Raw genomic sequence first — 25,477 nt, 5'->3', positions numbered from 1 at the left:
GTGGCCTTTTTTGTTTTGCGAAGAATCAGCATGCAGATTGTCGAACAAACCCTCTCCCGCGCGGACGTCGAAGCGGCATTGCCGCACGCCCCGCTCGTCTTCCAGGAGTGCGACCTCGACGGCGCCGACCTGTCGCGCCTCGACCTGCGCAGCTGCACTTTCATCAGCTGCAGCATCGCCGAGACCTCGTTCTACGCCGCCAGGCTGGGCCAGACCACCTGGCAACGCTGCCGCGGCCGGCAAGCCGACTTCGAAGCGGCCGACCTGACCGACGCCCGCTTCCAGGGCTGCGACTTGAACAACAGCAGCTGGCGCCGCGCCCACCTGGCCTCCCTCGTCTTCAGGGGCTGCAAGCTGACCGGCGCCAGCTTCGAGGAAGCGGCCCACCTCGGCCTGGCGTTCGAGGATTGCCTGCTGGTCGGCGCCGACCTGCGTCGCATGTCGTTCCGCAAGGCGAAACTCATCGGGCTCGATTTCGGCGACGCCGATCTGGCCGCCTGCGATTTTCGCGACGCCGTGTTCGAAGGCGGCAGCCTGCGCGGCGCCAACCTGAAGCAGGCGCGCTTCGACAACGCCGACTTGCGCGAAGCCGACCTGGGCGGCATCACCCTGGCCGACATCAAGCTGTTCCAGGGCGCCTGGATCACGCCGCGCCAAGCCGCCGAACTGGTCAGCGAGCTCGGCTTGCGCGTGGCCTGAATGCGCTTCACATTTGGCGTCAATACCGTGAGACAGATGTAAAAAACACCAACTTAACGGCTGGGCAATGCTTGATGTGCAACAATTGGTGACTTTTCTACAGGAAATTCGAGTCGCCTTCCTTGCATGCCGGATTGCGGGCATGGAGCCCTGGCGGCTCCCCGATTTATGCCAGACAAGCGTACCGCCCCCGAGATCTCCCGCCTGACCGCCGAAAAACGCCCGGCAGTGCGCAACGCCGTGCTGTTCGTTGCCGCCCTATGGCTGTTGTTGCTGACCATACAGGTCTGGGACGGCTGGCGCGCGCGCAAGGAGCGGCTGGCGGAAGTGGCCGTCGCCACCACGAATATGTCGCACGCGCTGGCGGCCCAGGCCGAGAGCGCGGTGCGGGTGGTCGATACCGTGCTGGCCGGCGTCGTCGAGCGGATCGAGAACGATGGCATGACAGGTGCGGGGCGCCCACGCCTGCAGTTGCACCTGAAGAATATGGTGGCCCAGGTCGAGGAGCTGCATGGCTTGTTCGTGTTCGGCCCCGATGGCCATTGGCTGATGACCTCGCAGGACCGCATCCCGTTGTACACGGTCGACGACCGCGAGTATTTCCAGTACCACCTGAACAATCCCGACCGCTTCATCCACGTGGGCAAGCCGGTACGCAGCCGCTCCAACGACGAGTGGGTGCTGCCCGTGTCGCGCCGCCTCAATAATCCGGACGGCACCTTCGGCGGCGTCGCGCTCGGCACGATCCGCATCGCCTACTTCTCCACTCTCTACAAGACCTTCGACGTGGGCAGCAACGGCGTGATCATGCTGACCCTGGACGACGGCACCATGGTGTATCGCCTCCCACACAGCGACATGCTGATCGGCACCGATACCAGCAGTGGCCCGGTGCACCGGCTGTTCCAGAGTTCCGGCCCGGCCGGCACCGCGATGCTGCGATCGAAGATCGACGGCATCGAAAGGCTGTACAGCTACCGCCACCTGGAAACGTATCCGCTGATCGTCGCCACCGCGCAGAGCAAGCACGACATCCTGGAAAAATGGCTGAAGTCGATGCTCGGCCAGGCCGTCATCACCCTGGTCGCCATTGCATTCCTGCTCTATTTCGGCCGGCGCCTGGTGCGCCAGATTGTCATCCGCGACCACCTCGAGCACGAGCTGGTGCAGGCGCGCGAACTGCTGCAGGAACATAACCGCGCGCTGACCGTCCTGGCCGACCACGACAGCCTGACCGGCATCGCCAACCGGCGCCGCTTCGAGCAAGCGCTGGACGTGGAGTTCGCGCGCGCGGCCCGAAGCGGCGTGCCGCTGTCGCTGCTGATGCTCGACGTCGATTACTTCAAGCGCTACAACGACACCTATGGCCATGTGGCGGGCGACGCCTGCCTGCGCCAGGTGGCGCAAGCGCTGGAAGGTTGCCTGGTGCGGCCGGCCGACCTTGTCGCGCGCTACGGCGGGGAAGAATTCGTGGCGCTACTGCCGGATACCGATCCGGCCGGCGCCAGGATGGTGGCCGAACGCATCCGCCAGGAAGTGATGGCGCTCGGGATTGCGCATGTCGGCAATGGCCCTGGCGTGGTGACCATCAGCGTGGGCGTGTATACCAGCGGCGCCGGTGGCGGCATGGCGACCGACAGCGCCACCGCTCTGGTGGAGCGGGCCGACGCCCTGCTCTATCGGGCCAAGCAGTCGGGCCGCAACCAGGTGTGCGGCGGCGATCTCGCCGCACCCTGAGCGCCTGCCATCAATAGCGGTTAGGATTGTTCGGGCGGGCGTCGTGGCGGTTGGGGACGCCGTCGCGATCGCGGTCACGGTCACGATGGACCGCTACCTGGCGCGACTGGTGCCAGCCGCCGCGCTCGAGATGCCAGCCATTACGGTCCTGGCGCCATTGCGCGCGCTGGTAGGCATAGCCCGGACGTACTTTTTCCCAGTGGCCGGCGACCCATTCGTGACGGCGGCCGTTCCAGTCCCAGTAACCCGACACCCATTCGAAGCCGCGGCGCGCGGCCGGCACGGCTTCGCGGCGGGGCGCCGGCGGCGCCTTCTTGATGACGATCACCTCGGCCCGCGGATGAGCGGCCTGGGCCTGCACTGGTGCGAATGCTGCGCTGCCGATCAGGATGGCGGCGGCGGTGGCGAGAATGGTTTTCATGGTGCTCTCCGTTTCGGTTGGTGTGAGATCACTATAGCGAGACGGAACGCCAAAAAGATGAACTGAAGGAAGTCTTTACAGTCGATACATGCCGCTACAAATTTGTAACAGCGAAAGGAAAAAGGCGGGAGGGCGAGAAAGCGGTGGTGCGCAAAAACAGGCGCCGCAAAAACACAGCCGGCTGTGGAAGCCGGCTGTGTAAAGGGGGAAGGGTTTAGTCGAGCTTGAAGGCGTAGTCGACCTTGGTCCAGGTCTGGGCCGGTGCGCCATCCTTGGTGCCCGGCTTGAACTTGCACGAGGTCAAGCCCTTGACCAGTGCGCGGTCCAGGTTCTTGAAGCCGCTCGACTTGTCGATCTTCGATTCCGCCACGGTGCCGTCCGCATTGACCAGGAACGATGCCGAGGTCGTGCCCTGCTCTTCGTTCATCAGCGACGCCTTCGGATATTCGATGGCGCACTTCTTCGGATCGAACGATGCCGGGGTTTCGGCGGCGAAGCTGGCGCTGGCGGCGCCGGTCAGGGTCAGTGCAACGAACAGCTTGGCGGACAGGTTTTTCATGATTTCCCCAAATAAGGTTTTTAAGAGTTAAATGTCGTGATGCGTGCTGCGCGCCGCCCGACTGGCCGGCGCAGGTTTGCTTGGTAATGAATGCTTAGAATTCTTCCCACTCGTCGTTGCCGACGGTGGCAGCTGCCTTTTTCGGCTTCGGCGCGACTTCCGCCTCGTCCGGATTCACCGCGGCGCTGGCGGCGACCGGCTTTTTCGGCGCCGGCGGTACGGGACGCTTGGCGGCCGGACGGACCACCACCGCGGTGGTGGTCGCGACTGGCGCCTGCGCCTCGAATTGGAACTGTTCACCCTCTTCCAGCTTGAAGATGCTGACCACGCGGGCCAGTTCGCCGGCCTGGTCTTGCAGGCTCTGGGCGGCCGCGGCGGCTTCTTCCACCAGCGCGGCATTTTGCTGGGTCATGCCATCCATCTCGATGATCGAGGTGTTGACCTGGGCGATGCCGGCGCTCTGTTCGGCGCTGGCGTTGGCGATCTCGCTCATGATGTCGGTCACGCGCTTGACGCTCGACACCACTTCATCCATCGTCACGCCGGCCTGGCCGACCAGCTTGCTGCCGCGCTCGACCTTCGACACCGAATCGTCGATCAGGGTCTTGATTTCTTTCGCCGCCGCAGCCGAACGCTGGGCCAGGTTACGCACTTCGGAAGCGACGACCGCGAAGCCACGACCCTGTTCGCCGGCGCGGGCCGCTTCGACCGCGGCGTTCAGCGCCAGGATGTTGGTCTGGAAGGCGATGCCGTCGATCACGCCGATGATGTCGGCGATCTTGCTGGCCGAGCCATTGATCTCGCCCATGGTGCCGACCACTTGCGACACCACGTCGCCGCCCTTGCGGGCCACGTCCGACGCGGCGGCAGCCAGGGCATTGGCTTCACGGGCGTTGTCGGCGTTCTGCTTGACGGTCGAGGTCAGCTGTTCCATGGCCGATGCGGTCTTTTCCAGCGAGCTGGCCTGCAGTTCGGTACGCGAGGACAGGTCGATATTGCCGGCGGCGATTTCACGCGAGGCGGTGCCGATGGTTTCGGTGCCGCGGCGCACCTGGGCCACGATGTCGACCAGGCTGTTGCGCATTTCTTTCATTTCGACCAGCAGGCTGCCGCGGTCCGACTCCTTGGTGTCGATGGCGATCGACAGGTCGCCGTGGGCGATGCTGCCGGCGATCTTGGCGGTGTAGCCAGGCTCGCCACCGAGCTGCTTGAGCAGGCTGCGGGTGATCACGACGGCGGCGGCCACGCCCAGCACCACGGCCAGGGCCAGCAGGACCAGCATGAAGTTACGGGCATTGTCGAACGCCGCTTCGGCATCGGCCTTGGTCTGCGCGTTCTGTTTTTCTTCCTGGGCGGCCAGCGCGTTCAGGGCGTCGGTCCACTTGCGCTGCACCGGGCGCACTTCGCGCACCATCACGCGGGTGGCGTCCATGGCGTTAGCGGCCAGATAAAGTTCGGTGGCGCGGGCGATCGCCGGCATGGCGGCGGTTTCGTGTTCCTTGATCTGGGCCAGCAGCGCCTTTTCCTGGTCGTTGCCATTCGATGCGAACAGGGCAGTCAGCTTGCGCTGGGTTTCGTTGTACTGCGCGGTCTGTTCCTTGAACTTGGCGATCTCCGGTTCCATGTCGGCCGGATCGGCCATCAGGGTCAGGACGCGCAGCGACTGCAGGCGGTCATTGACGTTGTTGCGCATCTCGATCACGAGGCCGGTCGACACATTGCTCACGCTGACCACGTGGTCAAGGCGATCCTGGATCTGCGCCATGCGCAAGATACCCACTACAGCAACAGCCACCAGCAGCACCAGGATCAGTGCGAAACCGAGGGCCAGACGGGTACCGACCTTCATGTTGTTCAAATTCATTCGTGTTTTCCCTGTAACTTATTGATCGAAACTCGCTCGGAGAGACAAGCGCCGTGCGAAGCGCGTCTGAAATCATTGTTTCTTCACGATTTCAGGTGTTTCCGACAGGATAAATCAAGATTTCATGTCGCTAGTCAGAAAATCTCTTGCTCGACCGAATTGTTTCGGCACAACAACAGGATTGATACAGTGCAACATTGGAACAGGTCTGCATTATGGAACGGCTATTTCCACACAGCAAGCAATTTTGAAACTTGCGTGGTCATTTCGACAATCAAATGTATCGATTTGTCGACAGGAAATAAAAAAAGGCGTGCCTCAGCACGCCTTTTTGTTACTTTTGGATAGATTATTTCAGGCCGCAGCCGGCATCCTGGCGGCAGCTTCAAGGAGCAGGCGCGGATCGCCCAGCGCCAGCTTCTTCGAGTCGGACAGGGTCTGGCGGAAAGAACGGGCGCCCGGTAAGCCCTGCATCAGGCCCAGCATGTGGCGCGTGATGCTGTTGAGCTTCAGGCCCAGCGGGCCGTACAGGCGCAGCTGCTCCTCGATATACGGGATCATCGCCTCCAGCACCTCGACCCGCGAACGCGGGCGACCGGCGCCGGCGTCACCATAGAAGCGGCGGTCCCAGTCGGCCATGGTCCAGGGATTGTGATAGGCCTCGCGGCCCAGCATCACGCCATCGACGTGTTCCAGGTGCAGCGCGATCTCGTCGTCGCTCTTGATGCCGCCGTTGATCAGGATCTCGAGGTCAGGGAATTCCCGCTTGAGCTGGTAGGCGACCGCGTAGCGCAGCGGCGGGATCTCGCGGTTTTCCTTGGGCGACAGCCCTTTCAGGACGGCATTGCGGGCGTGCACGATGAAGGTCTTGCAGCCGGCATCGGCGATGGTGCCGACGAAATCGCGCACGAAGCCGTATTCCTCGTCGTAATCGATGCCGATGCGGTGCTTCACCGTCACGTCGATCGAGACCGCGTCGCGCATCGCCTTCACGCAATCGGCCACCAATTGCGGCTCGTTCATCAGGCAGGCGCCGAACGCGCCCTTCTGCACCCGCTCGGACGGGCAGCCGCAATTGAGGTTGATCTCGTCATAGCCCCATTGCTCGCCCAGCTTCGCGCTTTTGGCCAGATCAAGCGGATCGCTGCCGCCCAGCTGCAGGGCGACCGGGTGCTCGACGTCGTCATAGCGCAGGTGGCGCTCGACGTCGCCATAGACCAGGGCGCCGGTGGTGACCATCTCGGTGTACAGCCAGGTGTGGCGGGTGATCTGGCGGTGGAAGACGCGGCAATGGCGGTCGGTCCAGTCCATCATGGGAGCGACCGACAGGCGGCGCGATGGCAGGACGGAGGCTGGGGCGATGCCTGGAATGGTCGGGGTGGTGCTCATGCTGAGAGGGGGTGGTCGCCGGTAAAAAGACGACGGATACTGTCGGGAACCCGCAATGATAAGCCAAAGCTGCCCGGACCGCACACTTGGTGCCGAACAGTTTTGCGAACACCTTTGCTAGCGGACCATGCGGGCGCATAAAAAATGGCGGCATTGCCGGAGCAAGGCCGCCGTTCTCGATTCACTACCGCATCAACGGTTGCGCGTCACCCGCCACACGGTATTGGCCAGGTCGTCCGCCACGATCAGGGCGCCCTTAGGGTCGACAGTCACGCCCACCGGCCGGCCGCGCGTCTTGCCTTCCTCGGTACGGAAGCCGGTGACGAAGTCGATCGGTTCGCCGGCCGGACGGCCGTTGGCGAACGGTATGAAGATCACCTTGTAGCCCACCGGCGGATTGCGGTTCCAGCTGCCATGCTCGCCGACGAAGGCGCCGTTGGCGAATTTCTCGCCCATCACCGGCGACGAGAAATGCAGACCCAGTGCGGCGACGTGCGAGCCGAGGCTGTAATCCGGCTTGATGGTGGCCTTGACCTTTTCCGGGTCACCCGGCTTGACGCGCGGATCGGCGTTCTGGCCCCAGTAGGCGTAGGGCCAGCCATAGAAGCCGCCTTCACGCACCGAGGTCAGGTAATCCGGCACCAGGTCCGGTCCCAGCTCGTCGCGTTCGTTGACCACCGACCACAGCTGCCCGGTTTCCGGGTTGATCGCCAGCGCCGTCGGATTGCGCAGGCCCGTCGCATACGGTTTATAGGTGCCGGCAGTGGCGTCGATCTGCCACACCATGGCGCGATCGACCTCGGCTTCCATGCCGCGCTCGGTGATATTGCTGTTCGAGCCGATGCCGACATAGAGATAACGCCCGTCAGGGCTGACGGTCATTGCCTTGGTCCAGTGGTGGTTGATCGCGGAAGGCAGCTTGGTGATCGTGGTCGGCGCGCCGCCGGCCTCCGTCTGGCCTTCCTGGTAGTCAAAGCTCACCAGCTCGTCCTGGTTGGCCACGTAAATCTTGTTGTTGGCAAACGCCAGGCCGTATGGAGCGTTCAGCTTGTCCGCGAACACGGTCTTGAGCTCGTACTGGCCGTCGCCGTCGGCGTCGCGCAGCAGGGTCAGGCGGTTGCCGCTCTTGACCTGGGTATTGCCCTTGGCCTTGATGTAGCCGGCGATCACGTCTTTCGGCTTGAGCTTGGCCGCATTGCCGCCGCGGCCTTCGGCCACCAGGATGTCTCCGTTCGGCAAGACCAGCGTCTGGCGCGGGATCTGCAGATCGGTCGCGATGGCCGTGACGCTGAAGCCTTCCGGCACGGTCGGCTTCTGGTCGCCCCATGGCGACGGTTCGGCGATCTTCATGCTTGGCAAGATGCCGCGTTGCGGCTCCGGCAGCGTCGGGTCGGCGCCGCGCGACAGCGTCTTGGCGCCCTCGCCTTCGGTGCATGCGGCCAGCAGCAGGGTCACGCCCAGCATGACCAGTGGGCTCGATCGCTTCATGGCGCACCTCCCACGCGTGGATTCAGGCCGACCCAGGCCGCCAGGCAGGCCAGGACGAAGACGATGACGGACAACACCAGGCCGGCCGGCATGACGGCCCAGGCATCCTTGGCGTGCTGGAAGGCGTTGAACAGCCCCAGCGCCCAGGTGGCCAGCAGCAGCAGGAAATAAGTCAATACATGGCCCTTCTTGTGCGGCGCGCGGATCAGGTTGACCAGCGCAAACACCAGGGCCAGCCCGCTGAACAGCTCGGCGCCGGCGATCAGCCAGGACGCAAAATTGCTCCACTGGATCTGGTAAGTGTTGTAGTAGGCGAGATCGCTCAGCAATGCGCCGAGGAAGAGCGAGACGCTGCCCGCGAGCAGGATGGTATGAAGCGTGCCCGGCGCGCTGCGGTATGCCGGGTTCGCTGTAACGACAGTCGACATTGGATTGTCCTTGATAGTAATTGTGTTATTCAAATCATATCGAGTCAATCGATGTCCTGGCGCATGGTTGAGCCAGCGTTCAATTTCCATTAAAACGCCGCGACGGCGAGGATGAAGCCGATGCCGGGTATCAGCCCGCTCTCGATGCGCAGCCAGCACCAGTCCAGGATGCGGGCCCTGGTCGACCAGGCGTCGCGTCTGGCCGGCGAAGGCCGGCCCGACGTCCCGTTCATCCAGTCTTGCCCGCTCGGTTGGCGCTCGGTTGGCGCTCAGTTTGCGCCCGTGGCGGCCACGGCATCCAGGATCACTTTCGCGACTTCCGCCGGACGCGACTGCTGCGGCACGTGGCTGGCCGGCAGGTCCGTGACCCTGGCGCCGATTTTTTTCGCCATCGCGCGCTGCAGGCCGGGATCGATCATGCGGTCGCGGGCGCTGACGATGAACCACGACGGCTTGCCCGCCCAGGCGGCGTTGCTCACCTTGTCGCTGAACGCCTTGGCCTGGATCGGCCCCTGGGTCGCGGTCATCACGGCGGCTTGCGCGGCCGGCACGTCCTGGGCGAAGTCTTCGCGCATCGCCGCTTCCGGCAGGCTCAGGAAGCCGTCTTTATCGGCCACGAAACGCTTGCTGCCGGGGGCGGCCGGGTAGCCTTCGCCGGTCTCGGCGGTGGACTTGCCGGCGTCCGGCGCGAACGCCGCCACGTACACCAGGCTGCCCACCTTGTCGTGCTGGCCGGCCTCGGTGATCACGGTGCCGCCCCAGGAGTGTCCGACCAGCACCACCTTGCCCGGCTGGGTCTCGATCGCGCGCCTGGCGGCGGCGACGTCGTCGGCCAGCGAGGTCAGCGGGTTCTGCACCGCGGTGACCTTCACGCCCTTGGCCTGCAGCAGCGGGATGACCCTGGCCCAGTCCGAGCCGTCGGCGAAGGCGCCGTGCACGATCACGACGGAGGGCTTGGCGCTGGCGGCTGCGTCGGCGGCGTGGGCCTGCAAGCCGGTGGCGGCGAGAGCGGCGGCGATGGCGAGGGTGCGCAGGTGGCGTTGGACGGTCATGGTGTTCTCCTTGAGGTGTCGTTGGGTGAGTGAAGCCAGTATAGGAATGGCCACATCGTCGCGGTATCGGTCGATCGACCGAGGCGACCGATGTTCCAGAAGATCATCCCGCGCCACCCATCGCGCGTGTCATTCCGGCGTGGTGTGCCGACATACGGCGCCACGGCCGCACTGGATGCACCGACCGACGCTTTTCTTTTCGCTCAGTCGAAGACCGGCGTCTCCACGCCCAGCAATTTGTGGATCTTCGGCGACGTCGTCGTATACAACATGTGCGTCTTTTTGTCGGGGAAGACATGGGCCGCCGCGCCGAAGGCCGCCAGCGCCGCCTCGTGAAAGCCCGACAGGATCAGTTTCTTCTTGCCGGGATAGGTATTGATGTCGCCGACGGCATAGATGCCCGGTTCGCTGGTCTCGAACGTCGCGGTGTCGCGCACCCGCAACTGGCGCATCTCCATGTCCAGCCCCCAGTCCACGATCGGTCCCAGCATCGGCAGCAGGCCGAAGAACACCATCAGGACGTCGACCGGCACGCGCCGGGTGACGCCGTCGCCCCCGGCCACCTTCACTTCGGACAGCCGGCCGCCCTGCACGTCGAAGCCCGTGACCTGGCCGGAGATGAACTGCATCTCCTGCGCCTCGCACAGCTGCTTCATCTTCGCGATCGAGGCCGGGGCGGCGCGGAAACCGTCGCGGCGGTGCACCAGCACCACCGATGCGGCCTTGCCCGCGAATTCCAGCGCCCAGTCCAGCGCCGCATCCCCGCCCCCGCAGATCACCAGTTGCCGGCCGTGGAAGCGCTCGGGGTGCTTGATCCGGTAGAACAGCTGGCTTCCCTCGAAGCGGTCGATGCCGGTCACTTTCAGCTTGCGCGGCTGGAAGGCGCCGACGCCGGCCGCGATGATGACCGTCCTGGCGATGAAGCGCGTGCCGAGCGAGGTCTCGAGGTCGAACCGGCGGTCGGCGCGCCGCTGCAGCAGCGTGACTTCCTGCCCCAGATGGAAGGTCGGCGCGAACGGCGCGATCTGGCGCAGCAGGTTGTCGGTCAGTTCGCGCCCGGTGAGCACGGGCGCCGCCGGAATGTCGTGGATCGGCTTGTCCGGGTACAGTTCCATGCACTGGCCGCCCACGGCGCCGAGCGAATCGATCACGTGGGCCCGGATATCGAGCAGGCCCAGTTCGAAGACCTGGAACAGGCCGACCGGGCCGGCGCCGATGATCACGGCGTCGGCTTCGATGGCGCCGCTGGAAGTCCGAAACTCGGGACGGTCGAGAATGGGTAGCTCGGCTGGTTTGTTCATGTTCTCTCCTGGGTAGTAAATACTGCCTTTATAAATCCTCAAGCTCACTTGAGGTCAAGGGCAAGAAAAATATTTCCACATGGAACTTAATGACTGAGCGAAACATGTCGCCTTGTACCTGTGAGAGCGAGTGACGCACTCGAAACCAGACGATTCACCCGAATTCACATACTAGGAGCTTCCCATGCTGAGCCTTCACACCAACAACGCTGCGCTGTCCGCACAGAACGCGATTTCGCGCAATCAGAGCTCGCTGTCGACCTCGATGACCCGCCTGTCGACCGGCTACCGCATCAACTCGGCAATGGACGACGCCGCCGGCCTCCAGATCGCTACCCGTCTGAAAGCACAGACCAGCGGGATGGCCATGGCCATGCGCAACACCCAGAACGGCATCTCGATGATGCAAACCGCTGAAGGCGCGCTGGCTGAAACCAGCAACATCCTGGTGCGCATGAAGGATCTGGCAACCCAGGCTGCCGATGCATCATCGACTGCCAAGGACAAGACCGCCATGCAGTCGGAATACGACGCGCTGGCGAAAGAGCTGACCAATATCGTCGGGAACACTACTTTCGGCGGTACTAAACTGCTGTCCACCGCCGCAACTGCGGGTGATATCGACGCTGCCGCCTTGGCTTTGGAAAGCGCGACCGCAGAACTCACGACGGAAAGCGATAAGATCGGTGATGGTACGGATCCTGGACTGCTGCTGACTTTCAACAACGCTAAGGATGCATACGACAATCGCACTGATGATACAAATCTGGGAACGCTGTTGGCTGCTTACCAGAATGCAGATGTCGCGCTGAAAACACAGCAGAAAATTGTTGCAGAGAAGCAAACGGCTGTCGACGCGGCAACTAAGTTCAATACTGCAATCGCTGCCGGTGCCAGCGGTGATGACGGCGCAATGGTTGGCGAAATGAATTTCCAAATTGGCGCCTCCACCGCCGAAAAAATGACTGTCGATTTGACTAACGTCGTTACTGCCCTGCATACCTCGCTCAGCGCTACCAGCAAAAACTATACTTCGTTTGGCACCTCGGCCGGCGTGACTGGCACCGAGCTGACTGCTGATGCATCGAATACGATCGACGCGCTGCAAACCGCAATCGATGCAGTCGGCGAAGTCCGTTCGACCCTGGGCGCGGCATCGAACCGTTTGGAACACGTCTCGAGCAACCTGGCAAACATCAGCAGCAACACTCAAGCCGCTGCTGGCCGCATCATGGACGTCGACTTCGCCACCGAAAGCGCCAACATGACTTCGAACCAGATGCTGCTGCAAGCCGGCACCGCGATGCTGAAGCAGTCGAACAGCCTGTCGTCGATGGTCATGTCGCTGCTGCAGTAATGGCCGCATACCCGGACCTCACTCCGGGTTGAGCTACAAAGGCCAGCCTTGCGGTTGGCCTTTTTCTTTTTGACCGGGGTCCCTCATGGCCAGCATCACCTTCCCTGCCCTTCCTCCGCCGCCTGCGACGCCGCTGCAGGTCGGCGCCGTGACCGCCGTCGTTCCCGCCGCGCTGCTGGCCGGCGGCGATGCGCCGGCGCTGCCCTTTTCCCAGCCCTTGGCGGGCGGCGGCGCCGCTTCCGCACAGACAGCACCCGAGGCCGGCGCCGACGGCGCCGCCATGCGTCCCGATCAGGTGCTGATGGCGCGCCAGCTCGCCTATCCGCAGCAGGATGGGGCCAGCCTGGCGCGCGCCTGGCGCGCCCAGGTCCGCAACCACGGCAGCCAGCTGACCAGCCAGGCGCTGGCGGCCAGCGCCGGCCAGCTGTCGCCGGCGCAGCTGATGGCGGCCCAGCAGGGCCAGGTGCTGCGCCAGGCCGAGCTGCTGGCCGCCCACCAGGACGCCTGGCGCTTCACCGTGCATGCCGGCGGCGCCGCGCCGCAGCACCTTGACGTCGTGTCCGAGGACGCGGACAAGCCGCCCGGCCGCCGGCGCCGGCCGCGCGCCGCGCTGCGCCTGGAACTGGAACTGGCCGACGGTTCGGCGGTGGTGATCCAGGTCGAGCCGCTGCCGCAGGGCGTCGCCATCGAGATCTGCGCCCCTGACAGCCGTGCGTTGACGCGGCTGCGCTGGCTGCAGCCGGAACTGGAAACGGTATTGGAAAAGGCCGGGGTGAAGGTATTGCGCTGGCAGTACCGCGACCGCCTGCCGGCCGGGGCCAGCCACGCCATGATCGCCAACGCCGAGGCGGCGGCGCAGGCGCTCACGCCCGCGGTGTTCAGGACGGTGGCCGAACTGGCGCTGCTGCTTCCGGCGCAGCCGGCGCCGGAAGCGCGCGCTGAGGTTTAGCCCACCGTCCCCACGATCGACACGTCGCGGTTCTCGGGAATCTCGTTATACGACAGCACGTGCAGCCCCGGCGCGAACAGGCGCGCATAGCGCGCCAGCAGCGGGCGCACCTGCGGCAGCACCAGCAGCAGCGGCGGCGTGTGCTGCTGCTTCATCTGCTCGCGCGCCACCGGCATATTGATCTGCAGCTGAGACAGCAGTTGCGGATCGATCGGGTAATTATCCAGCACTACCTTGCCGCCGCCGTTCTGGCGCGCCTGGTTCAGGGAACCGAGCAGCATGTTTTCCAGTTCGGCCGACAGGTTAAAGGCCGGCATCTCCTTCTTTTTGCCGAACAGGGTCGAGACGATCTGGCGCCGCAGCGCGCAGCGCACCTCGGCCGCCAGCAGGATCGGATCCTTGGTGGTCTCCGAGCTGTCGAGCAGGGTGGTGGCGATCACCACGATGTCCTTCAGCGACACGCCCTCGGCCAGCAGCACGCGGAACACGCGCAGCAGCTGGGTGTGGGTCAGCGCCTTTTCCAGCGCCGCGGCCAGCTTGGGCGACAGGGCGGTGAGGCGCTCCAGGATCGCCGGCACGTCTTCGTGGCGGAACAGCTCGTGCAGGTATTCGCGCACCACCTTCGAGACGTGGGTCGCGATGGCGCTCGGCACCTCGACCACCTGGTAACCCAGGCCCAGCGCATGCGCCTTCTGGTCGGGTGTGATCCAGGTGATGGCCATGCCGTAGGCCGGCTCGATGCCGGGGATGCCGTCGAGTTCGCCGTACACGTTCGGCGACGGGATCGCCAGCAGGTGCTCGGGCATCACCTCGGCCTCGGCCACCACGGTGCCGGACAGGCTGATCGAATACTGGGTCGGGCGCAGCGCCAGGTCGTCGCGCACCGCGATCGCCGGCAGCAACATGCCCATCTGTTCCGACAGGCTCTGGCGCACGCCCTTGATGCGCTTGACCAGCGGTTCGCCCTGGGCGCGGTCGACCATCCCGACCAGCTTGTAGCCGACCGCCACCGTCACCGGCTGCACCACCGGCAGGGCCTGCCAGTCGAGATCGGGCGCGCGCTCATCCCGCAGCGCGGCCTCGATTTTGGCCACGCCGGATACGTCCGGCGCCTTGATCCGGCCGCCAACCTTCCAGCCGGCGAAGGCCAGCACCGCCGCCGCCAGCGCGAAGAACAGCCATGGCATGCCGGGCACCACCGCCATCAACAGCATGACGCCGGCCGCCGAGTACAGCACGCCCGGCTGGGCCAGCACCTGGTTGCCGACCTGCTGCTCGAGGTCGCCCGATTCGCCGATGCGGGTCACCAGGATCGCGGCCGCGGCCGACAGCATCAGGGCCGGGATCTGGGCCACCAGGCCGTCGCCGATGGTCAGCAGCGCGTACACGCGGAAGGCGTCGCCCAGGGCCAGGTCGTACATCAGGGCGCCGATCGCGACGCCGCCCACCAGGTTGATGATCAGGATCAGGATCGATGCGATCGCGTCGCCGCGCACGAACTTCGAGGCGCCATCCATGGCGCCGTAGAAGTCGGCTTCGGCCGCGACATCCTTGCGCCGCGTGGTGGCCTGTTCCTGGTTGATCAGGCCCGCGTTCAGGTCGGCGTCGATCGCCATCTGCTTGCCCGGCAGCGCATCGAGCGTGAAGCGGGCCGAGACTTCCGAGATCCGCTCCGCGCCCTTGGTCACGACGATGAAGTTGACGATCATCAGGATGATGAAGATCACCAGGCCGACCACGAAGTTGCCGCCGATGACGACGTTGCCGAAGGCTTCGATCACCTGGCCGGCGGCATGCGTGCCCTCGTGGCCGTGCAGCAGCACCACGCGGGTGGAAGCGACGCTCAGCGCCAGGCGCATCAGCGTGGCGCCCAGGATCACGGTCGGGAACACCGAGAAGTCGAGCGGACGCTTGGCCGTCACCGCTACCAGGATCACGATCAGCGACAGCACGATGTTGAAGGTGAACAACACGTCGAGCAGGATCGGCGGCAGCGGCAGCATGATCATGCCCAGCAGCGCGATCAGGAATACCGGCGCGGCGAACTTGTGCCGTCTCAGCTCGCCGACGAAGGCATTGATGGTATTCGTGAAGTTCATGCTTGTTTCTCGCTCAGATGAGATGGGACGTCCATCTCGTGGGGGAACCGCGGGGGCGCCTGGCGCCGGCCCGTGCGGAACGCATTCAGTTGTAAAACGTAGTTCAGCACCTGCGACACCGCCTGGTACAGCTGGGCCGGAATCTGCTGCTGCACCTGGCTGGTGTTGTAGATGGCGCGCGCCAGCGGCGGCAGGGTCAGGGTCTCGACGTTGTTCTCTTTCGCCACGCGGCGGATGTACAGCGCCATCTCGTCCACGCCCTTGGCCACCACGAACGGCGCCTCGGCGCGCGCGGTGTCGTACTTGAGCGCCACCGCATAGTGTTCCGGGTTGACGATCACGACGTCGGCGGTCGGCACCGTGCTGCGCACGCTGCGCCGGGCCAGCTGCTGCTGCAGCTGGCGGATGCGCTGCTTGACTTCGGGGCGGCCCTCGTTGCTCTTGTGTTCTTCCTTGATCTCCTGCTTGCTCATGCGCTGGTTGCGCATGAACAGGAAGTGCTGCACCGGCACGTCGACCAGGGCGAACACCACGAACACCGCCACCATCGCCATCAGGGCGTCGAAGGCCAGGCCGCTGCCGGCGGCGATGGCATCAGGCAGCGGCATGCGCTGCAGTTCGACGTACGCCTTCATGCCGGCGCGCGACACCATCCACAGCACCACGCCCAGCATGACGGCCTTGCCGAGCGAGGTGAAAAAACCCACCCAGTGCTTTTGCGAGAACAGGTTGCCCAGGTTGGTGATGGGGCTGAAGCGGCTGAATTTGGGCTGCAGGTTCTTGCCGCTGGCGACGAAGCCGCCCGGGATCACGCCGGCCACCACGATCGCCAGCGGGATCGAGAACAGCGGCAGCACCATCTGCACCAGCAGCATCACGCCGGCGCCGAACACGGTCGACAGCGCGTTCTCCATGTCGCCGGCCGCGCCCATGGGCACGAACACCAGGCGGAACAGGTGGCGCATGTCTTCCAGGTAGCCGGGCGCCATCAAGGAGAACAGCTTCAGGCTGATCAGGATGCCGACCGCCGTCGCCAGGTCGCGCGAGCGCACCACCTGGCCCTCCTGGCGCGCTTTCCTGAGCTTTTGCGCCGAGGGCTTTTCGGTCTTGTCGCCACCGCTGTTGTTATCCGCCACGGGCCATCCTCATCTGTTCGGTCAGCATCTCGAGCACCTGGTTGGTCATCGACACGTAGTGCTCGGGAATGAAGCGCACCAGTTGGATCAACATCAACAGGCCGAAGATCGTGACCAGCGCGAAGCCCAGCGAAAACAGGTTCAGGCTGGGCGCGACCCGGTTCAGGAAACCAAAGCCCATCTGCACCACGATGGTCGAGAACACGATCGGCAATGCCAGCAGCACGGCGGCGGCGAACACCCAGCCGACATTCAGCGCCACCGCCTCCAGCAGCATCGGCGGCACGCCCGAGCCGACCGGCCACGCATGGAAGCTCTGGCCCAGCACCGCGACCAGCACCAGGTGGCCGTCGATGGCGAAGAACACCAGCATCGCCACCAGCGACATCAGGCCCGAGATCACGTCCGACACTTGGCCGTTGACCGGGTCGTTCATCTGCGCCATCGAAAAGCCGATCTGGCTCGAGGCCAGGAAGCCCAGCATGGTGACGGCCGCCATCGCGAACTGCAGGGCCAGGCCCAGCACGCCGCCGATCACGGCCTGCTCGAACATGGCGACTACGCCGGCGAGCGAGAACGGATCGGGCGCGGCCATGCCGGCGCGCGTGGTCAGCGGCAGCATCAGGAACGACAGCACGATCGCCAGCAGCGCGCGCACCGGCACCGGGATGGCGCCGTCGCCCATCACCGGCGCGGTGACCATCATGGCCATGATGCGGCAGAACGGCCACCACAGGGCGCCGATCAGCGGCAGCAGGAAGCCGAACAGCTCGATGCCCATTCAACCCACCAGGGTCGCCGCGCGCTGGAACACCGAGACGCAGTAATCCATCAGCCGGGTCGTCATCCAGTGGCCGGCCAGGATCACCGCCAGCAGGGTCACCAGCAGGCGCGGCAGGAAGCTCAGGGTCTGTTCGTTGATCTGGGTCGCGGCCTGGAACAGCGCCACCACCAGGCCCATGACCAGGCCCGGGATGACCAGCACCATCACCAGCAGCATCACGATCTGCAGGGCCTCGACCACCAGGTCGACGGCGATATCGGGACTCATGTTCGTCGCTCTCTCGTACAGGAATGGCCGGCTAGTAGCCGTGGATGCTGCCCACCAGGGTGCTCACCGTCAGCGTCCAGCCGTCGACCAGCACGAACAGCAGCAGCTTGAACGGCAGCGAGATCACCAGCGGCGACAGCATCATCATGCCCATCGCCATCAGCACCGACGCCACCACCAGGTCGATGATCAGGAAGGGAATGAACAGCATGGCGCCGATCTGGAACGCGGTCTTCAGTTCGGACAGCACGAAGGCGGCCAGCTTGACCGGGAAGCTGTGCTGCTGCGGCTGCGCATAGTCGGGTTCACCGGCCAGGCGCGCGACCTGCGCCAGCGAGGCCTTGCTGGTCTGGGCCAGCATGAAGCGCGACACCGGCACTTCGGCGATCCGCAGCGCCTGCTCCAGGCCGATCTTGTCCTGGTCGTAGGGCAGGAACGCCTCTTTCCATACCTGCTCGCCGATCGGACGCATCACCAGGATGGTCAGGATCAGGGCGATGCCGGTGATGATCCGGGTGGGCAGGCCCTGCTGCAGGCCGAGGGCCTGGCGCAGCAGCGACAGCACGATCACGAAGCGGGTGAAGCAGGTCATCATCATGATCATCACGGGCAGCAGCCCGAGCAGGGTCATGATGACCAGGATCTGCGACTTGACGCTCATGCCGGAGCTGGTCGCATCGGCGCCCGGGATGACGCCGGCCAGCAGGTCCTGGTTCTGGGCCAGCGCCGGGGACGACAGCAGCAGGCCGCCCAGCAGCGCGCCGAGCAGCAGCGCGCCCGGCGGCGCGCTGCGGGTGACACGCATCATGGCGCGAGCATGTCCAGGTTCAGGCCGTCCAGGTCGATCACCTTCAGGCCATACTGCTCGCCCGCGACCACCACCTCGGCGCGCCCGATCGGGGTGCCGTTGACCTTGATCACCAGCGGCTCGCCGGCCAGCGAATCGAGCGGCAGCACCGACGATGGCTGGATATCCATCAGTTCCTGCAGCGAGACGCGGGCCGACCCGACCTCGAGGGTCAGGGTCACCGGGATGCGCCGCATCATCTGCGGCAGCTGGCGTCCGGCCTGGCGGCCGGCCGTGGCGGTCGCACCGTCGACGGCGTCCAGATCATCGATGATCACGTCGCCAGCCAGTTGCTCGTTGAGATTCATGTCCATTATTCGGCGTCTTCAAATGAGGTTAAACACAGCTTGCCCTTGTGCTCGGCCACCGCGGCCGTGAACAGGCGGGAATCGTCGAGCAACACGTCCGCGCGGCCGACCGAGACCGGGATCACGTCGCCGACCTTCAGGCCGAACAGCGTGGCGAGGGTCACTTCCTTGCTCACCAGGCGGCCTTCGAGCTTCACCCGGAGGTGCGATGCCAGCGGCTCGCGCGCCATGCGCACCGCGCCGCGCATGCCGTTGCGGTCGGCCATCAGGCCCTGCAGCACGTGGGCCATCAGGCCGTGATCGAGGCTGATCCACAAGCGCCCTTCCGGCGCCGCCAGGCTGGGGTCGTCGGTGTCGCGCCGGCCGTACTGGGCGCGCAGCACGGCGCGGATCACCCAGCCGGACTTGCCCGGCGCGCCGGCCGGCACGATCGAGGCGCCGCCCTTGGCCAGCTGCGGCGCCGGCGCCGGCGCGGCAGTCCCTGCCGCGGCCAGTCCTTGCGCCACCTGCTCGTCGAGCAGCCGCGTCACCTGTTGGGCCAGGGTCGCGGCCAGGCGCTCCTCGGTGGCGGTCACGCGCTCGAGGCCGGGATCGCGCTGCGGTGCAATATTCGGTCCCTGCAGCGGCCCCTGCGTGCGGCGCGCATAGCGGCCTTCGAGCAGGTCCAGCAGCAGGCTGCGTTCGAAAGCGACGGCAGCCAGGCCGTAGGGACCGTTCACGCCCAGCCAGCGCAGCGCGCGGTCGTCGGGAGCGCGCTCGAAGGCGAGGCTTTCGAGACGGAAGGCGCCCCAGTAGCGGCGCCCACCCGGAGAAGCCATCGCGGCGCCGAGCGCCTCGGCCAGGCGCGCCGCGAAGGCCGGCAGCAGATGCACCGGCCGCCCCAGCAGGCAGGGGTCGAGCACCTGGAAATCGCGCGCACGATCTGGTTGATTTATCGACATGTTTGTTGACTAAAAATTACGTTTCGATGACAGCTTTTCATTCTCCACGGCAACAATTATACAGGGAAGTTTTATACAGAAGCTTTGACATTCTTCTTTGATTTCCAACTTGCCGTACGGTAATATCGTGCTGTCGCATCGCAACAACTCGCCCCACTTTCCCGGTTTCCCAGAGGAGAGACGAAGGGAAAGGACAGAAGACAAACGGAAAAAACAAACGTTCGTTCGTTGACCGATGTTTAAGAATTTCACGACTGACCGGGCCAGCAAAAGCCGAAAATCCGCAACTTTTTGTCGCTCGCAAACAACAACGTTTTTACATGGGAACCACGATGGCAACTGAACTTGCCGGCCTGATCCGGGCCGACCTGGCGCAACTGACCAACGACGCGAATCGCCTGGCGATCGCCCCCGCCACTTCCTTCGCCAACCCCGGCGCCGAATCCGGCAACGCCTTTTCCTTCACCCAGGTGATGAAGCAGGTCATCGCCAACGTCGACGCCCAGGACCAGGCGGCCGGCGCGCGCGTGGCCGCAGTCGAGTCCGGCAAGAGCGACGACCTGGTCGGCGCGATGCTGGCCAGCCAGCAAGCCAGCCTGTCGTTCTCGATGCTGATGCAAGTACGCAACAAGGTCATGACGGCCGTCGACGAGCTGATCAAGCTCCCGGTCTAACCATACAGCGAAACTTCCCGTGATCTCCTCCCTCAAGTCCGCCGTCGGCGGCAAGCTGGCCCTGCCCTCGCTGCCGCCCCTGCTGCGCAACAACCTGCCGCTGATGCTCGGCCTGGCCGTGGCGCTCACCGCCGCCATCATGATGTACCTGTGGCAGGACCAGTCCAGCTACAAGCCGGTGTTCGGCGCGCGCGAAAAAGTCGCCGCCGCCGACATGATGTCGGTGCTCGAAGCCGAACAGATTCCCTATCGTGTGCACCCCGAGAGCGGCCAGGTGATGGTCCCGGCCGCCGCGCTGGGCAAGGTGCGCATGCTGCTGGCCGCCAAGGGCGTGACCGCCCAGCTGCCGGCCGGCCTGGAACTGATGGACCGCAACGATCCGCTGGGCGTGTCGCAGTTCGTGCAGGACGTGCGCTTCAGGCGCGGCCTGGAAGGCGAGCTGGCGCAGAGCATCCTGACCATGGACGCGATCGCGTCGGCGCGGGTTCACCTGGCGATCGCCAAGACCAGCTCCTTCGTGACCGCCACTACCGACGGCAACTCGGCCTCGGTGGTGGTCTCGGTGAAACCCGGCCGCGCGCTGTCGAACGAGCAGGTGGCGGCGATCGTCAACCTGGTCTCGGGCAGCGTGCCCGGCCTCAAGCCGCAGCGCGTGTCGCTGGTCGACCAGGCCGGCAACTTCCTGTCGTCGCGGGTCGACCTGGAGGATGGATTCGAAGGCGCGACGCAGGGCGACGCGGCCTCGAAGCGCTACACCGACGAGGTGCGCGCCAACGTCAACGACCTGCTGGCGCCGATCCTGGGCGTCAACAACTACAAGCTCAGCGTGACCGCCGCGGTCGACAACGACCGCATCGAAGAGACCCAGGAAAAATACGGCGAAGCGCCGAAGGTCACCAGCGAGGCGATGCGCGAGGAGATGGAAAAGAACCGCATGGCGCTGGGCGTGCCCGGCACCCTGTCGAACCGCCCGCCGGCGCCGGCCAATCCGGATGCGCTCGATACCGAGGCGCCGGGCGGGAACGGCGAGGACGGCAGCGCGCGCAAGAACGCCACCACCCGCCAGTACGCCTATGACCGTGCGATCACCCAGATCAAGCGCGAACGCGGCCGCCTCAAGAAGCTGTCGGTGGCGGTGGTGCTGAACAATGCCAGCGCCGCCAACGGTCAGGCCTGGACGCCGGCCGAGCTGGCCAACATCAAGACCATCCTGGCCGGCGGCCTGGGCATCGACGCCGCGCGCGGCGACGTGCTGGCCGTCTCGAGCCTGAACTTCCCGGCCGCGCCCGTGGCCCAGGAATGGTGGCAGGAGCGCGACAACGTGGTCGACATGACCAGCTACGCCCTGTGGGCGCTGGGCGCGATCCTCGCTTACTTCCTGCTGGCCCGCCCGCTGCTGCGCGCCGTCACCACGCGCCTGGCGCCGCAACAGCCGCCGCTGGCGCCGGCCACCCCTGCCCTGCCGGGCGCACCGGGCGCCGCAGCCGCCGCGCCCGGCGCGGCCGCGGCCGGCGCATTGCCTGCCGGCGTGGCCGCCCTCGGCGCGCCGGACGCCGCCACCGCGACCAGCCCCGGCGCCGTGGTCCCGCTGCTCGAGAACTACGACCTGCCACCGAGCGGTTCCGCGGTGGACGTCATGGTCGACCACCTGAAGATCCTGGCCGGCAAGGAGCCCGAGCGCGTTGCCGAAGTCGTCAAACAATGGGTACAGAAAAAACATGGCCGACCAGAATAATTTTGAGGACGACGCCGTCGTCCTGACGCCGGTCGAACAGGCCGCGATCGTGTTGCTGTCGATCGGCGAGGAGCAGGCGGCCGCTGTGCTGCGCTGCCTCGAACGCGACGAATTGATGGAACTGACCCAGGTCATGTCGCGCATGAGCGGCATCAAGGTCGATGCCGTCAAGTCGGCGCTCCAGTCCTTCTTCGACGACTACCGCCAGCAAAGTGGCCTGCACGGCGCCTCGCGCAGCTACCTCAAGCGCTCGCTCGACCTGGCGCTGGGCAGCGACATCGCCAACAGCGTGCTCAATACGATCTATGGCGATGCGATCCGCCCGATGATGGCGCGCCTGCAGTACGCCTCGCCGCGCTGGCTGGCCGAATTCGTCTCGAGCGAGCACGTGCAGATGCAGGCCGTGTTCCTGGCCTTCCTGCCGCCGGCGCTGGCTTCCCAGATCCTCGAGGCGCTGCCGGTCGAGGGCCGCGAGTTGGTCTTGCTGAACATGGCGCGCCTGGACGAGATCGACCGCGACGTGCTGCACGAACTCGAAGAGCTGGTCGGCCGCTGCCTGGCCGCGCTGGATACGCAAAGCGCCAGCGTGGAAGGCGTGCGCCAGGTCGCCGACATCCTCAACCGCCTGCAGGACAACCGCGCCGGCATGGTCGAACTGCTGCGCGCCCACGATCCCGAAGTGGTGTCGCAGATCGAGATGTCGATGTACGACTTCTTCATCCTGTCGCGCCAGACCGAACAGGTCATCACCCGCCTGCTCGACGACGTGCCGCTGGAACAGTGGGCGATCGCGCTCAAGGGCGCCGAGGCGCCGCTGCGCGAAGCCATCCTGGCCGCGATGCCGCGCCGCCAGGCCCAGAGCTTCGAAGACCTGATGCGCCGTTCTGGCCCGATCCCGATGTCGCGCATCGAGCAGACCCGCCGCGAGATCATGGCCACCGTCAAGGAACTGGCCGACGCCGGCGAGATCGACATCCAGCTGTTTGCCGAGGCGACCGCGGAATGAAGCAGTTCAGGTCCTATCACTTCCCGCCGCTGCACCAGTTCAGCGCGGCGCGCCCGGCCGGCCCGAACGGCGCGGGCTCGCAGGAGGAATGGCAGAGCGCCCTGGCCGACGGCTATCGCCAGGGCCAGCGCGAAGGCTATGAGGCCGGTCTCGACCAGGGCCGCGCCGAAGGCTATCCGCGCGGCGAGGCCGAGGGCCGCGAGCGCGGGATGGAAGAAGGCCGCGCCGCCGCTCTGGCGCGCTTCGACGAACTGGCGCGTCCGGTCGAGGCCATGCTCGAGGGCCTGTCCCAGCTCAAGGCCGACCTGCGCGCGGCCCAGCGCAACGAAGTCGTCGAACTGGTCGGCAAGATCGCGCGCCAGGTGATCCGCGCCGAACTCGCGCTGCAGCCGGTGCAACTGCTGGCCCTGGTGGAAGAAGCGCTGGCCGTGATGCCGCCGTCGCGCGACGAGGTCGAGGTCTTCCTGAATCCCGAGGAACTGCGCCGGGTGCAGGAACTCGATCCCAAGCGCGCGCGCACCTGGACCCTGCTGCCCGACCCTGCCCTCGAGCCGGGCGAGTGCCGCGTGCGTGCCGGCGACAATGAAGTCGACGCCGGCTGCCAGGGTCGCCTGGCGGCGGTGATGGAGCAGGTCCACGACCAGCTCATGACGGAGGAGCCGACGGCATGATGGCCCTGGCCGACAGCCTGCGTGCGGTCGACATCGGCGCGGTGCCGGTGGCGACGCCGACCGGGCGCCTGGTGGGCGCCCAGGGACTCCTGCTGGAGTCCGTCGGCTGCCGCCTGCACACCGGCCAGCGCTGCCGCATCGAGACCGTCGACGGCGAGTGGCTCGACGCCCAGGTGGTGGGCTTTCGCGACAAGGTGTCGTACCTGATGCCGTTCAAGAAGGCGGCCGGCCTGGCCACCGGCGCGCGCGTGCTGCCCACGCCGGACAAGAGCGACCTGATGATCGGACCTTCGTGGCTGGGCCGCATGGTCAACGGCCTGGGCGAGCCGATCGACGGCCTGGGCCGCCTTGGCGGCGACCAGCCGCTGTCGACCACCCCGCCGCGCGTCAATCCCCTCAGGAAGGCGCCGGTCGAGGAACCGCTCGACGTCGGCGTGCGCGCCATCAATGCCATGCTCACCATCGGCAAGGGCCAGCGCGTCGGCCTGATGGCCGGCTCCGGGGTCGGCAAGTCGGTGCTGCTGGGCCTGATCACGCGCCAGACCGTGGCCGACGTGATCGTGGTCGGCCTGATCGGCGAACGTAACCGCGAGGTGCGCGAGTTCGTCGAGCGCTCGCTCGGCCCGGAAGGCCTGAAACGCGCCGTATTGGTGGTGGCCCCGGCCGATGAAAGCCCGCTGATGCGCGTGATGGCGACCGAGATGTGCCATTCGATCGCCGCCCATTTCCGCGACCGCGGCCTGAACGTGCTGCTGCTGTGCGATTCGCTGACCCGCTACGCGATGGCGCTGCGCGAAGTCGCGCTGTCGCTGGGCGAGCCGCCGGCCACCCGCGGCTATCCGCCGTCGGTGTTCTCGAACCTGCCGCAACTGGTCGAATCGGCCGGCAATGGCGAACATCCGCAAGGCAGCATGAGCGCCATCTACACGGTGCTGGCCGAGGGCGACGACCAACAGGATCCGGTGGTCGACTCGGCGCGCGCGATCCTCGACGGCCACATCGTGCTGACCCGCGAACTGGCCGAGCGCGGCCACTATCCGGCGATCGACGTCGCCCAGTCGATCTCGCGCTGCATGGCCCAGGTGGTGCCGCAGGAGCACGCGCTGGCCGCGCGCAAATTGAAAGCCGCGATGGCGCGCCATGCGCGCGTGCGCGACCTGATCCCGCTCGGCGCCTACGTCCCGGGCGCCGATCCGGAAACCGACCGCGCGGTGCAGCTGCAGCCGCAGTTCGAAGCCTTCCTGTGCCAGGGCACGCGCGAGGCGGCGCCGATGGCCGGCTGCGTCGCCGCCCTGAAGGAGATGATGGCATGAAGCGCGAACAGACGATCCGGAGCCTGGACACCCTGGTGCAGCTGCGCTCCACCCAGGTCGACCGCCTGCAGGCCGACCTGGCCAGCCAGGAAGCGACCCGGGTGCGCTACCAGGTCAACCTGGAGCGCCTGGCGCTGCTGGCCGAAGGCAGCGGCGCGTCCGGCGCCACGCTGGCGCTCAACCCGGTGCTGGCCCTGAACTGCGGCGCCTACAAGCAGGGCGTGCTGGCGCTGGCCGACAGCCACCGCACCGACCTGGCGCTGCACGAAGCGAACATGGCGGTCGCGCAGGGCCGCCTGAAGGATGCCTGGGTACGGCGCGAGCTGCTGGGCAAGGTGCTGGTGCGCGAGCAGGATGCGCTGGCAGTCGAACAGGAACGCGCTACAAGAAAGCGCGAAGACGATATCGCCACCCAGTCATGGATGGCCGGCCGGGCGGCTTGACCGCTGCAT

General features: G+C 65.8%; 26 protein-coding genes. 10 read left to right on the top strand and 16 right to left on the bottom strand.

Annotation, left to right across the window (positions count from 1 at the left end; all coding sequences use genetic code 11):
• Positions 1-30 precede the first annotated feature (30 nt).
• Together KY496_RS24875 and KY496_RS24870 are read left to right on the top strand one after the other, a co-directional pair.
• Positions 31-699 (top strand): pentapeptide repeat-containing protein, encoded by a 669-nt coding sequence (locus KY496_RS24875; RefSeq protein WP_219862901.1) that lies wholly within the window; start codon positions 31-33, stop codon positions 697-699.
• Positions 700-867: 168 nt separating this feature from the next.
• Complete coding sequence (locus KY496_RS24870; protein ID WP_229520360.1) at positions 868-2,436, top strand: sensor domain-containing diguanylate cyclase; 1,569 nt, start codon at positions 868-870, stop codon at positions 2,434-2,436.
• 10 nt (positions 2,437-2,446) lie between these two features.
• On the opposite strand, the gene KY496_RS24865 is transcribed toward KY496_RS24870, so the two are convergent.
• The 9 genes from KY496_RS24865 to KY496_RS24825 all read right to left on the bottom strand — a co-directional run bounded on the left by KY496_RS24865 (position 2,447) and on the right by KY496_RS24825 (position 10,938).
• Positions 2,447-2,857: a YXWGXW repeat-containing protein gene (locus tag KY496_RS24865; protein WP_219862897.1), complete on the bottom strand. Its 411-nt coding sequence runs from the start codon at positions 2,855-2,857 to the stop codon at positions 2,447-2,449.
• 214 nt (positions 2,858-3,071) lie between these two features.
• Positions 3,072-3,416 (bottom strand): energy transducer TonB, encoded by a 345-nt coding sequence (locus tag KY496_RS24860; protein WP_137175129.1) that lies wholly within the window; start codon positions 3,414-3,416, stop codon positions 3,072-3,074.
• A 94-nt stretch (positions 3,417-3,510) separates the two neighbouring features.
• A complete protein-coding gene (locus tag KY496_RS24855) occupies positions 3,511-5,280 on the bottom strand; it encodes a methyl-accepting chemotaxis protein (protein WP_005668655.1) in 1,770 nt (589 codons plus the stop codon).
• Between the two features lie 354 nt (positions 5,281-5,634).
• Positions 5,635-6,594: a tRNA dihydrouridine(20/20a) synthase DusA gene (gene dusA, locus KY496_RS24850; protein ID WP_229520551.1), complete on the bottom strand. Its 960-nt coding sequence runs from the start codon at positions 6,592-6,594 to the stop codon at positions 5,635-5,637.
• A 267-nt stretch (positions 6,595-6,861) separates the two neighbouring features.
• Complete coding sequence (locus KY496_RS24845; protein WP_219862894.1) at positions 6,862-8,157, bottom strand: sorbosone dehydrogenase family protein; 1,296 nt, start codon at positions 8,155-8,157, stop codon at positions 6,862-6,864.
• Positions 8,154-8,585: a DUF2231 domain-containing protein gene (locus KY496_RS24840; RefSeq protein ID WP_219862893.1), complete on the bottom strand. Its 432-nt coding sequence runs from the start codon at positions 8,583-8,585 to the stop codon at positions 8,154-8,156. The genes KY496_RS24845 and KY496_RS24840 overlap by 4 nt, the downstream gene beginning before the upstream one ends.
• A gap of 89 nt (positions 8,586-8,674) precedes the next feature.
• Positions 8,675-8,818, bottom strand: a complete 144-nt coding sequence (locus KY496_RS24835) for a hypothetical protein (protein WP_219862891.1) — start codon at positions 8,816-8,818, stop codon at positions 8,675-8,677.
• A 36-nt stretch (positions 8,819-8,854) separates the two neighbouring features.
• Positions 8,855-9,637 (bottom strand): alpha/beta fold hydrolase, encoded by a 783-nt coding sequence (locus KY496_RS24830; RefSeq protein WP_219862889.1) that lies wholly within the window; start codon positions 9,635-9,637, stop codon positions 8,855-8,857.
• A 203-nt stretch (positions 9,638-9,840) separates the two neighbouring features.
• Entirely contained in the window at positions 9,841-10,938 is a 1,098-nt protein-coding gene (locus KY496_RS24825; RefSeq protein ID WP_219862888.1) for an NAD(P)/FAD-dependent oxidoreductase, read from the bottom strand.
• A 184-nt stretch (positions 10,939-11,122) separates the two neighbouring features.
• Here KY496_RS24825 and KY496_RS27510 point away from each other — a divergent pair, with 184 nt between their 5' ends.
• Entirely contained in the window at positions 11,123-12,295 is a 1,173-nt protein-coding gene (locus KY496_RS27510; protein ID WP_370660073.1) for a flagellin, read from the top strand.
• Between the two features lie 85 nt (positions 12,296-12,380).
• On the top strand, positions 12,381-13,244 hold the full coding sequence (locus KY496_RS24815; RefSeq protein WP_219862886.1) for a hypothetical protein: 864 nt from the start codon (positions 12,381-12,383) through the stop codon (positions 13,242-13,244).
• Here KY496_RS24815 and KY496_RS24810 read toward each other — a convergent pair.
• The 7 genes from KY496_RS24810 to KY496_RS24780 are packed head-to-tail and all read right to left on the bottom strand — an operon-like array spanning position 13,241 to position 19,626.
• On the bottom strand, positions 13,241-15,343 hold the full coding sequence (locus KY496_RS24810; protein WP_005668628.1) for a flagellar biosynthesis protein FlhA: 2,103 nt from the start codon (positions 15,341-15,343) through the stop codon (positions 13,241-13,243). The genes KY496_RS24815 and KY496_RS24810 overlap by 4 nt on opposite strands.
• Positions 15,340-16,479 carry a flagellar type III secretion system protein FlhB gene (gene flhB, locus KY496_RS24805; protein WP_005668627.1) on the bottom strand — a complete coding sequence of 380 codons (1,140 nt, stop codon included), beginning with the start codon at positions 16,477-16,479 and terminating at the stop codon, positions 15,340-15,342. The genes KY496_RS24810 and flhB overlap by 4 nt, the downstream gene beginning before the upstream one ends.
• A complete protein-coding gene (fliR, locus tag KY496_RS24800; protein WP_219862884.1) occupies positions 16,469-17,260 on the bottom strand; it encodes a flagellar biosynthetic protein FliR in 792 nt (263 codons plus the stop codon). The genes flhB and fliR overlap by 11 nt, the downstream gene beginning before the upstream one ends.
• A complete protein-coding gene (gene fliQ / locus KY496_RS24795; RefSeq protein WP_005668624.1) occupies positions 17,261-17,530 on the bottom strand; it encodes a flagellar biosynthesis protein FliQ in 270 nt (89 codons plus the stop codon). It lies immediately after the preceding gene.
• 31 nt (positions 17,531-17,561) lie between these two features.
• A complete protein-coding gene (gene fliP / locus KY496_RS24790) occupies positions 17,562-18,338 on the bottom strand; it encodes a flagellar type III secretion system pore protein FliP (RefSeq protein WP_083415088.1) in 777 nt (258 codons plus the stop codon).
• A complete protein-coding gene (locus KY496_RS24785; protein WP_370662473.1) occupies positions 18,335-18,691 on the bottom strand; it encodes a FliM/FliN family flagellar motor switch protein in 357 nt (118 codons plus the stop codon). Before KY496_RS24785 ends, fliP begins: the two co-directional genes overlap by 4 nt.
• Positions 18,691-19,626 (bottom strand): FliM/FliN family flagellar motor switch protein, encoded by a 936-nt coding sequence (locus KY496_RS24780; RefSeq protein ID WP_184235022.1) that lies wholly within the window; start codon positions 19,624-19,626, stop codon positions 18,691-18,693. Before KY496_RS24780 ends, KY496_RS24785 begins: the two co-directional genes overlap by 1 nt.
• Before the next feature lie 332 nt (positions 19,627-19,958).
• Between KY496_RS24780 and KY496_RS24775 the strand changes: the two genes are divergently transcribed.
• The 6 genes from KY496_RS24775 to KY496_RS24750 are packed head-to-tail and all read left to right on the top strand — an operon-like array spanning position 19,959 to position 25,468.
• Entirely contained in the window at positions 19,959-20,300 is a 342-nt protein-coding gene (locus KY496_RS24775; protein WP_219862882.1) for a flagellar hook-basal body complex protein FliE, read from the top strand.
• A gap of 19 nt (positions 20,301-20,319) precedes the next feature.
• On the top strand, positions 20,320-22,035 hold the full coding sequence (gene fliF / locus KY496_RS24770) for a flagellar basal-body MS-ring/collar protein FliF (protein ID WP_219862881.1): 1,716 nt from the start codon (positions 20,320-20,322) through the stop codon (positions 22,033-22,035).
• The gene (locus KY496_RS24765) at positions 22,019-23,041 is read left to right on the top strand and encodes a FliG C-terminal domain-containing protein (protein ID WP_005668614.1); all 1,023 of its coding nucleotides are present in this window, start codon (positions 22,019-22,021) and stop codon (positions 23,039-23,041) included. Before fliF ends, KY496_RS24765 begins: the two co-directional genes overlap by 17 nt.
• Positions 23,038-23,712 carry a flagellar assembly protein FliH gene (fliH, locus tag KY496_RS24760; RefSeq protein ID WP_005668613.1) on the top strand — a complete coding sequence of 225 codons (675 nt, stop codon included), beginning with the start codon at positions 23,038-23,040 and terminating at the stop codon, positions 23,710-23,712. Before KY496_RS24765 ends, fliH begins: the two co-directional genes overlap by 4 nt.
• Positions 23,709-25,025: a flagellar protein export ATPase FliI gene (gene fliI / locus KY496_RS24755; protein WP_219862879.1), complete on the top strand. Its 1,317-nt coding sequence runs from the start codon at positions 23,709-23,711 to the stop codon at positions 25,023-25,025. Before fliH ends, fliI begins: the two co-directional genes overlap by 4 nt.
• Positions 25,022-25,468: a flagellar export protein FliJ gene (locus KY496_RS24750; protein ID WP_184235033.1), complete on the top strand. Its 447-nt coding sequence runs from the start codon at positions 25,022-25,024 to the stop codon at positions 25,466-25,468. Before fliI ends, KY496_RS24750 begins: the two co-directional genes overlap by 4 nt.
• The last annotated feature ends 9 nt before the right edge of the window (positions 25,469-25,477 follow it).

It is taken from the genome of Massilia sp. NP310 (assembly GCF_019443485.1).
Taxonomy (GTDB): Bacteria; Pseudomonadota; Gammaproteobacteria; order Burkholderiales; family Burkholderiaceae_D; genus Telluria; species Telluria timonae.
Note: the sequence above shows the minus strand (reverse complement) of the source record. Positions and strands in the feature narration are given on the sequence as shown.

What these genes read in the sequence shown, in the direction of transcription:
- KY496_RS24875 (WP_219862901.1), top strand. Translation starts at nt 31, where the DNA reads ATGCAGATTGTCGAACAAACCCTCTCCCGCGCGGACGTCGAAGCGGCA.
- KY496_RS24870 (WP_229520360.1), top strand. Translation starts at nt 868, where the DNA reads ATGCCAGACAAGCGTACCGCCCCCGAGATCTCCCGCCTGACCGCCGAA.
- KY496_RS24865 (WP_219862897.1), bottom strand. Translation starts at nt 2,857, where the DNA reads ATGAAAACCATTCTCGCCACCGCCGCCGCCATCCTGATCGGCAGCGCA.
- KY496_RS24860 (WP_137175129.1), bottom strand. Translation starts at nt 3,416, where the DNA reads ATGAAAAACCTGTCCGCCAAGCTGTTCGTTGCACTGACCCTGACCGGC.
- KY496_RS24855 (WP_005668655.1), bottom strand. Translation starts at nt 5,280, where the DNA reads ATGAATTTGAACAACATGAAGGTCGGTACCCGTCTGGCCCTCGGTTTC.
- dusA (WP_229520551.1), bottom strand. Translation starts at nt 6,594, where the DNA reads ATGATGGACTGGACCGACCGCCATTGCCGCGTCTTCCACCGCCAGATC.
- KY496_RS24845 (WP_219862894.1), bottom strand. Translation starts at nt 8,157, where the DNA reads ATGAAGCGATCGAGCCCACTGGTCATGCTGGGCGTGACCCTGCTGCTG.
- KY496_RS24840 (WP_219862893.1), bottom strand. Translation starts at nt 8,585, where the DNA reads ATGTCGACTGTCGTTACAGCGAACCCGGCATACCGCAGCGCGCCGGGC.
- KY496_RS24835 (WP_219862891.1), bottom strand. Translation starts at nt 8,818, where the DNA reads ATGAACGGGACGTCGGGCCGGCCTTCGCCGGCCAGACGCGACGCCTGG.
- KY496_RS24830 (WP_219862889.1), bottom strand. Translation starts at nt 9,637, where the DNA reads ATGACCGTCCAACGCCACCTGCGCACCCTCGCCATCGCCGCCGCTCTC.
- KY496_RS24825 (WP_219862888.1), bottom strand. Translation starts at nt 10,938, where the DNA reads ATGAACAAACCAGCCGAGCTACCCATTCTCGACCGTCCCGAGTTTCGG.
- KY496_RS27510 (WP_370660073.1), top strand. Translation starts at nt 11,123, where the DNA reads ATGCTGAGCCTTCACACCAACAACGCTGCGCTGTCCGCACAGAACGCG.
- KY496_RS24815 (WP_219862886.1), top strand. Translation starts at nt 12,381, where the DNA reads ATGGCCAGCATCACCTTCCCTGCCCTTCCTCCGCCGCCTGCGACGCCG.
- KY496_RS24810 (WP_005668628.1), bottom strand. Translation starts at nt 15,343, where the DNA reads ATGAACTTCACGAATACCATCAATGCCTTCGTCGGCGAGCTGAGACGG.
- fliR (WP_219862884.1), bottom strand. Translation starts at nt 17,260, where the DNA reads ATGGGCATCGAGCTGTTCGGCTTCCTGCTGCCGCTGATCGGCGCCCTG.
- fliQ (WP_005668624.1), bottom strand. Translation starts at nt 17,530, where the DNA reads ATGAGTCCCGATATCGCCGTCGACCTGGTGGTCGAGGCCCTGCAGATC.
- fliP (WP_083415088.1), bottom strand. Translation starts at nt 18,338, where the DNA reads ATGATGCGTGTCACCCGCAGCGCGCCGCCGGGCGCGCTGCTGCTCGGC.
- KY496_RS24785 (WP_370662473.1), bottom strand. Translation starts at nt 18,691, where the DNA reads ATGGACATGAATCTCAACGAGCAACTGGCTGGCGACGTGATCATCGAT.
- KY496_RS24780 (WP_184235022.1), bottom strand. Translation starts at nt 19,626, where the DNA reads ATGTCGATAAATCAACCAGATCGTGCGCGCGATTTCCAGGTGCTCGAC.
- KY496_RS24775 (WP_219862882.1), top strand. Translation starts at nt 19,959, where the DNA reads ATGGCAACTGAACTTGCCGGCCTGATCCGGGCCGACCTGGCGCAACTG.
- KY496_RS24765 (WP_005668614.1), top strand. Translation starts at nt 22,019, where the DNA reads ATGGCCGACCAGAATAATTTTGAGGACGACGCCGTCGTCCTGACGCCG.
- fliH (WP_005668613.1), top strand. Translation starts at nt 23,038, where the DNA reads ATGAAGCAGTTCAGGTCCTATCACTTCCCGCCGCTGCACCAGTTCAGC.
- fliI (WP_219862879.1), top strand. Translation starts at nt 23,709, where the DNA reads ATGATGGCCCTGGCCGACAGCCTGCGTGCGGTCGACATCGGCGCGGTG.
- KY496_RS24750 (WP_184235033.1), top strand. Translation starts at nt 25,022, where the DNA reads ATGAAGCGCGAACAGACGATCCGGAGCCTGGACACCCTGGTGCAGCTG.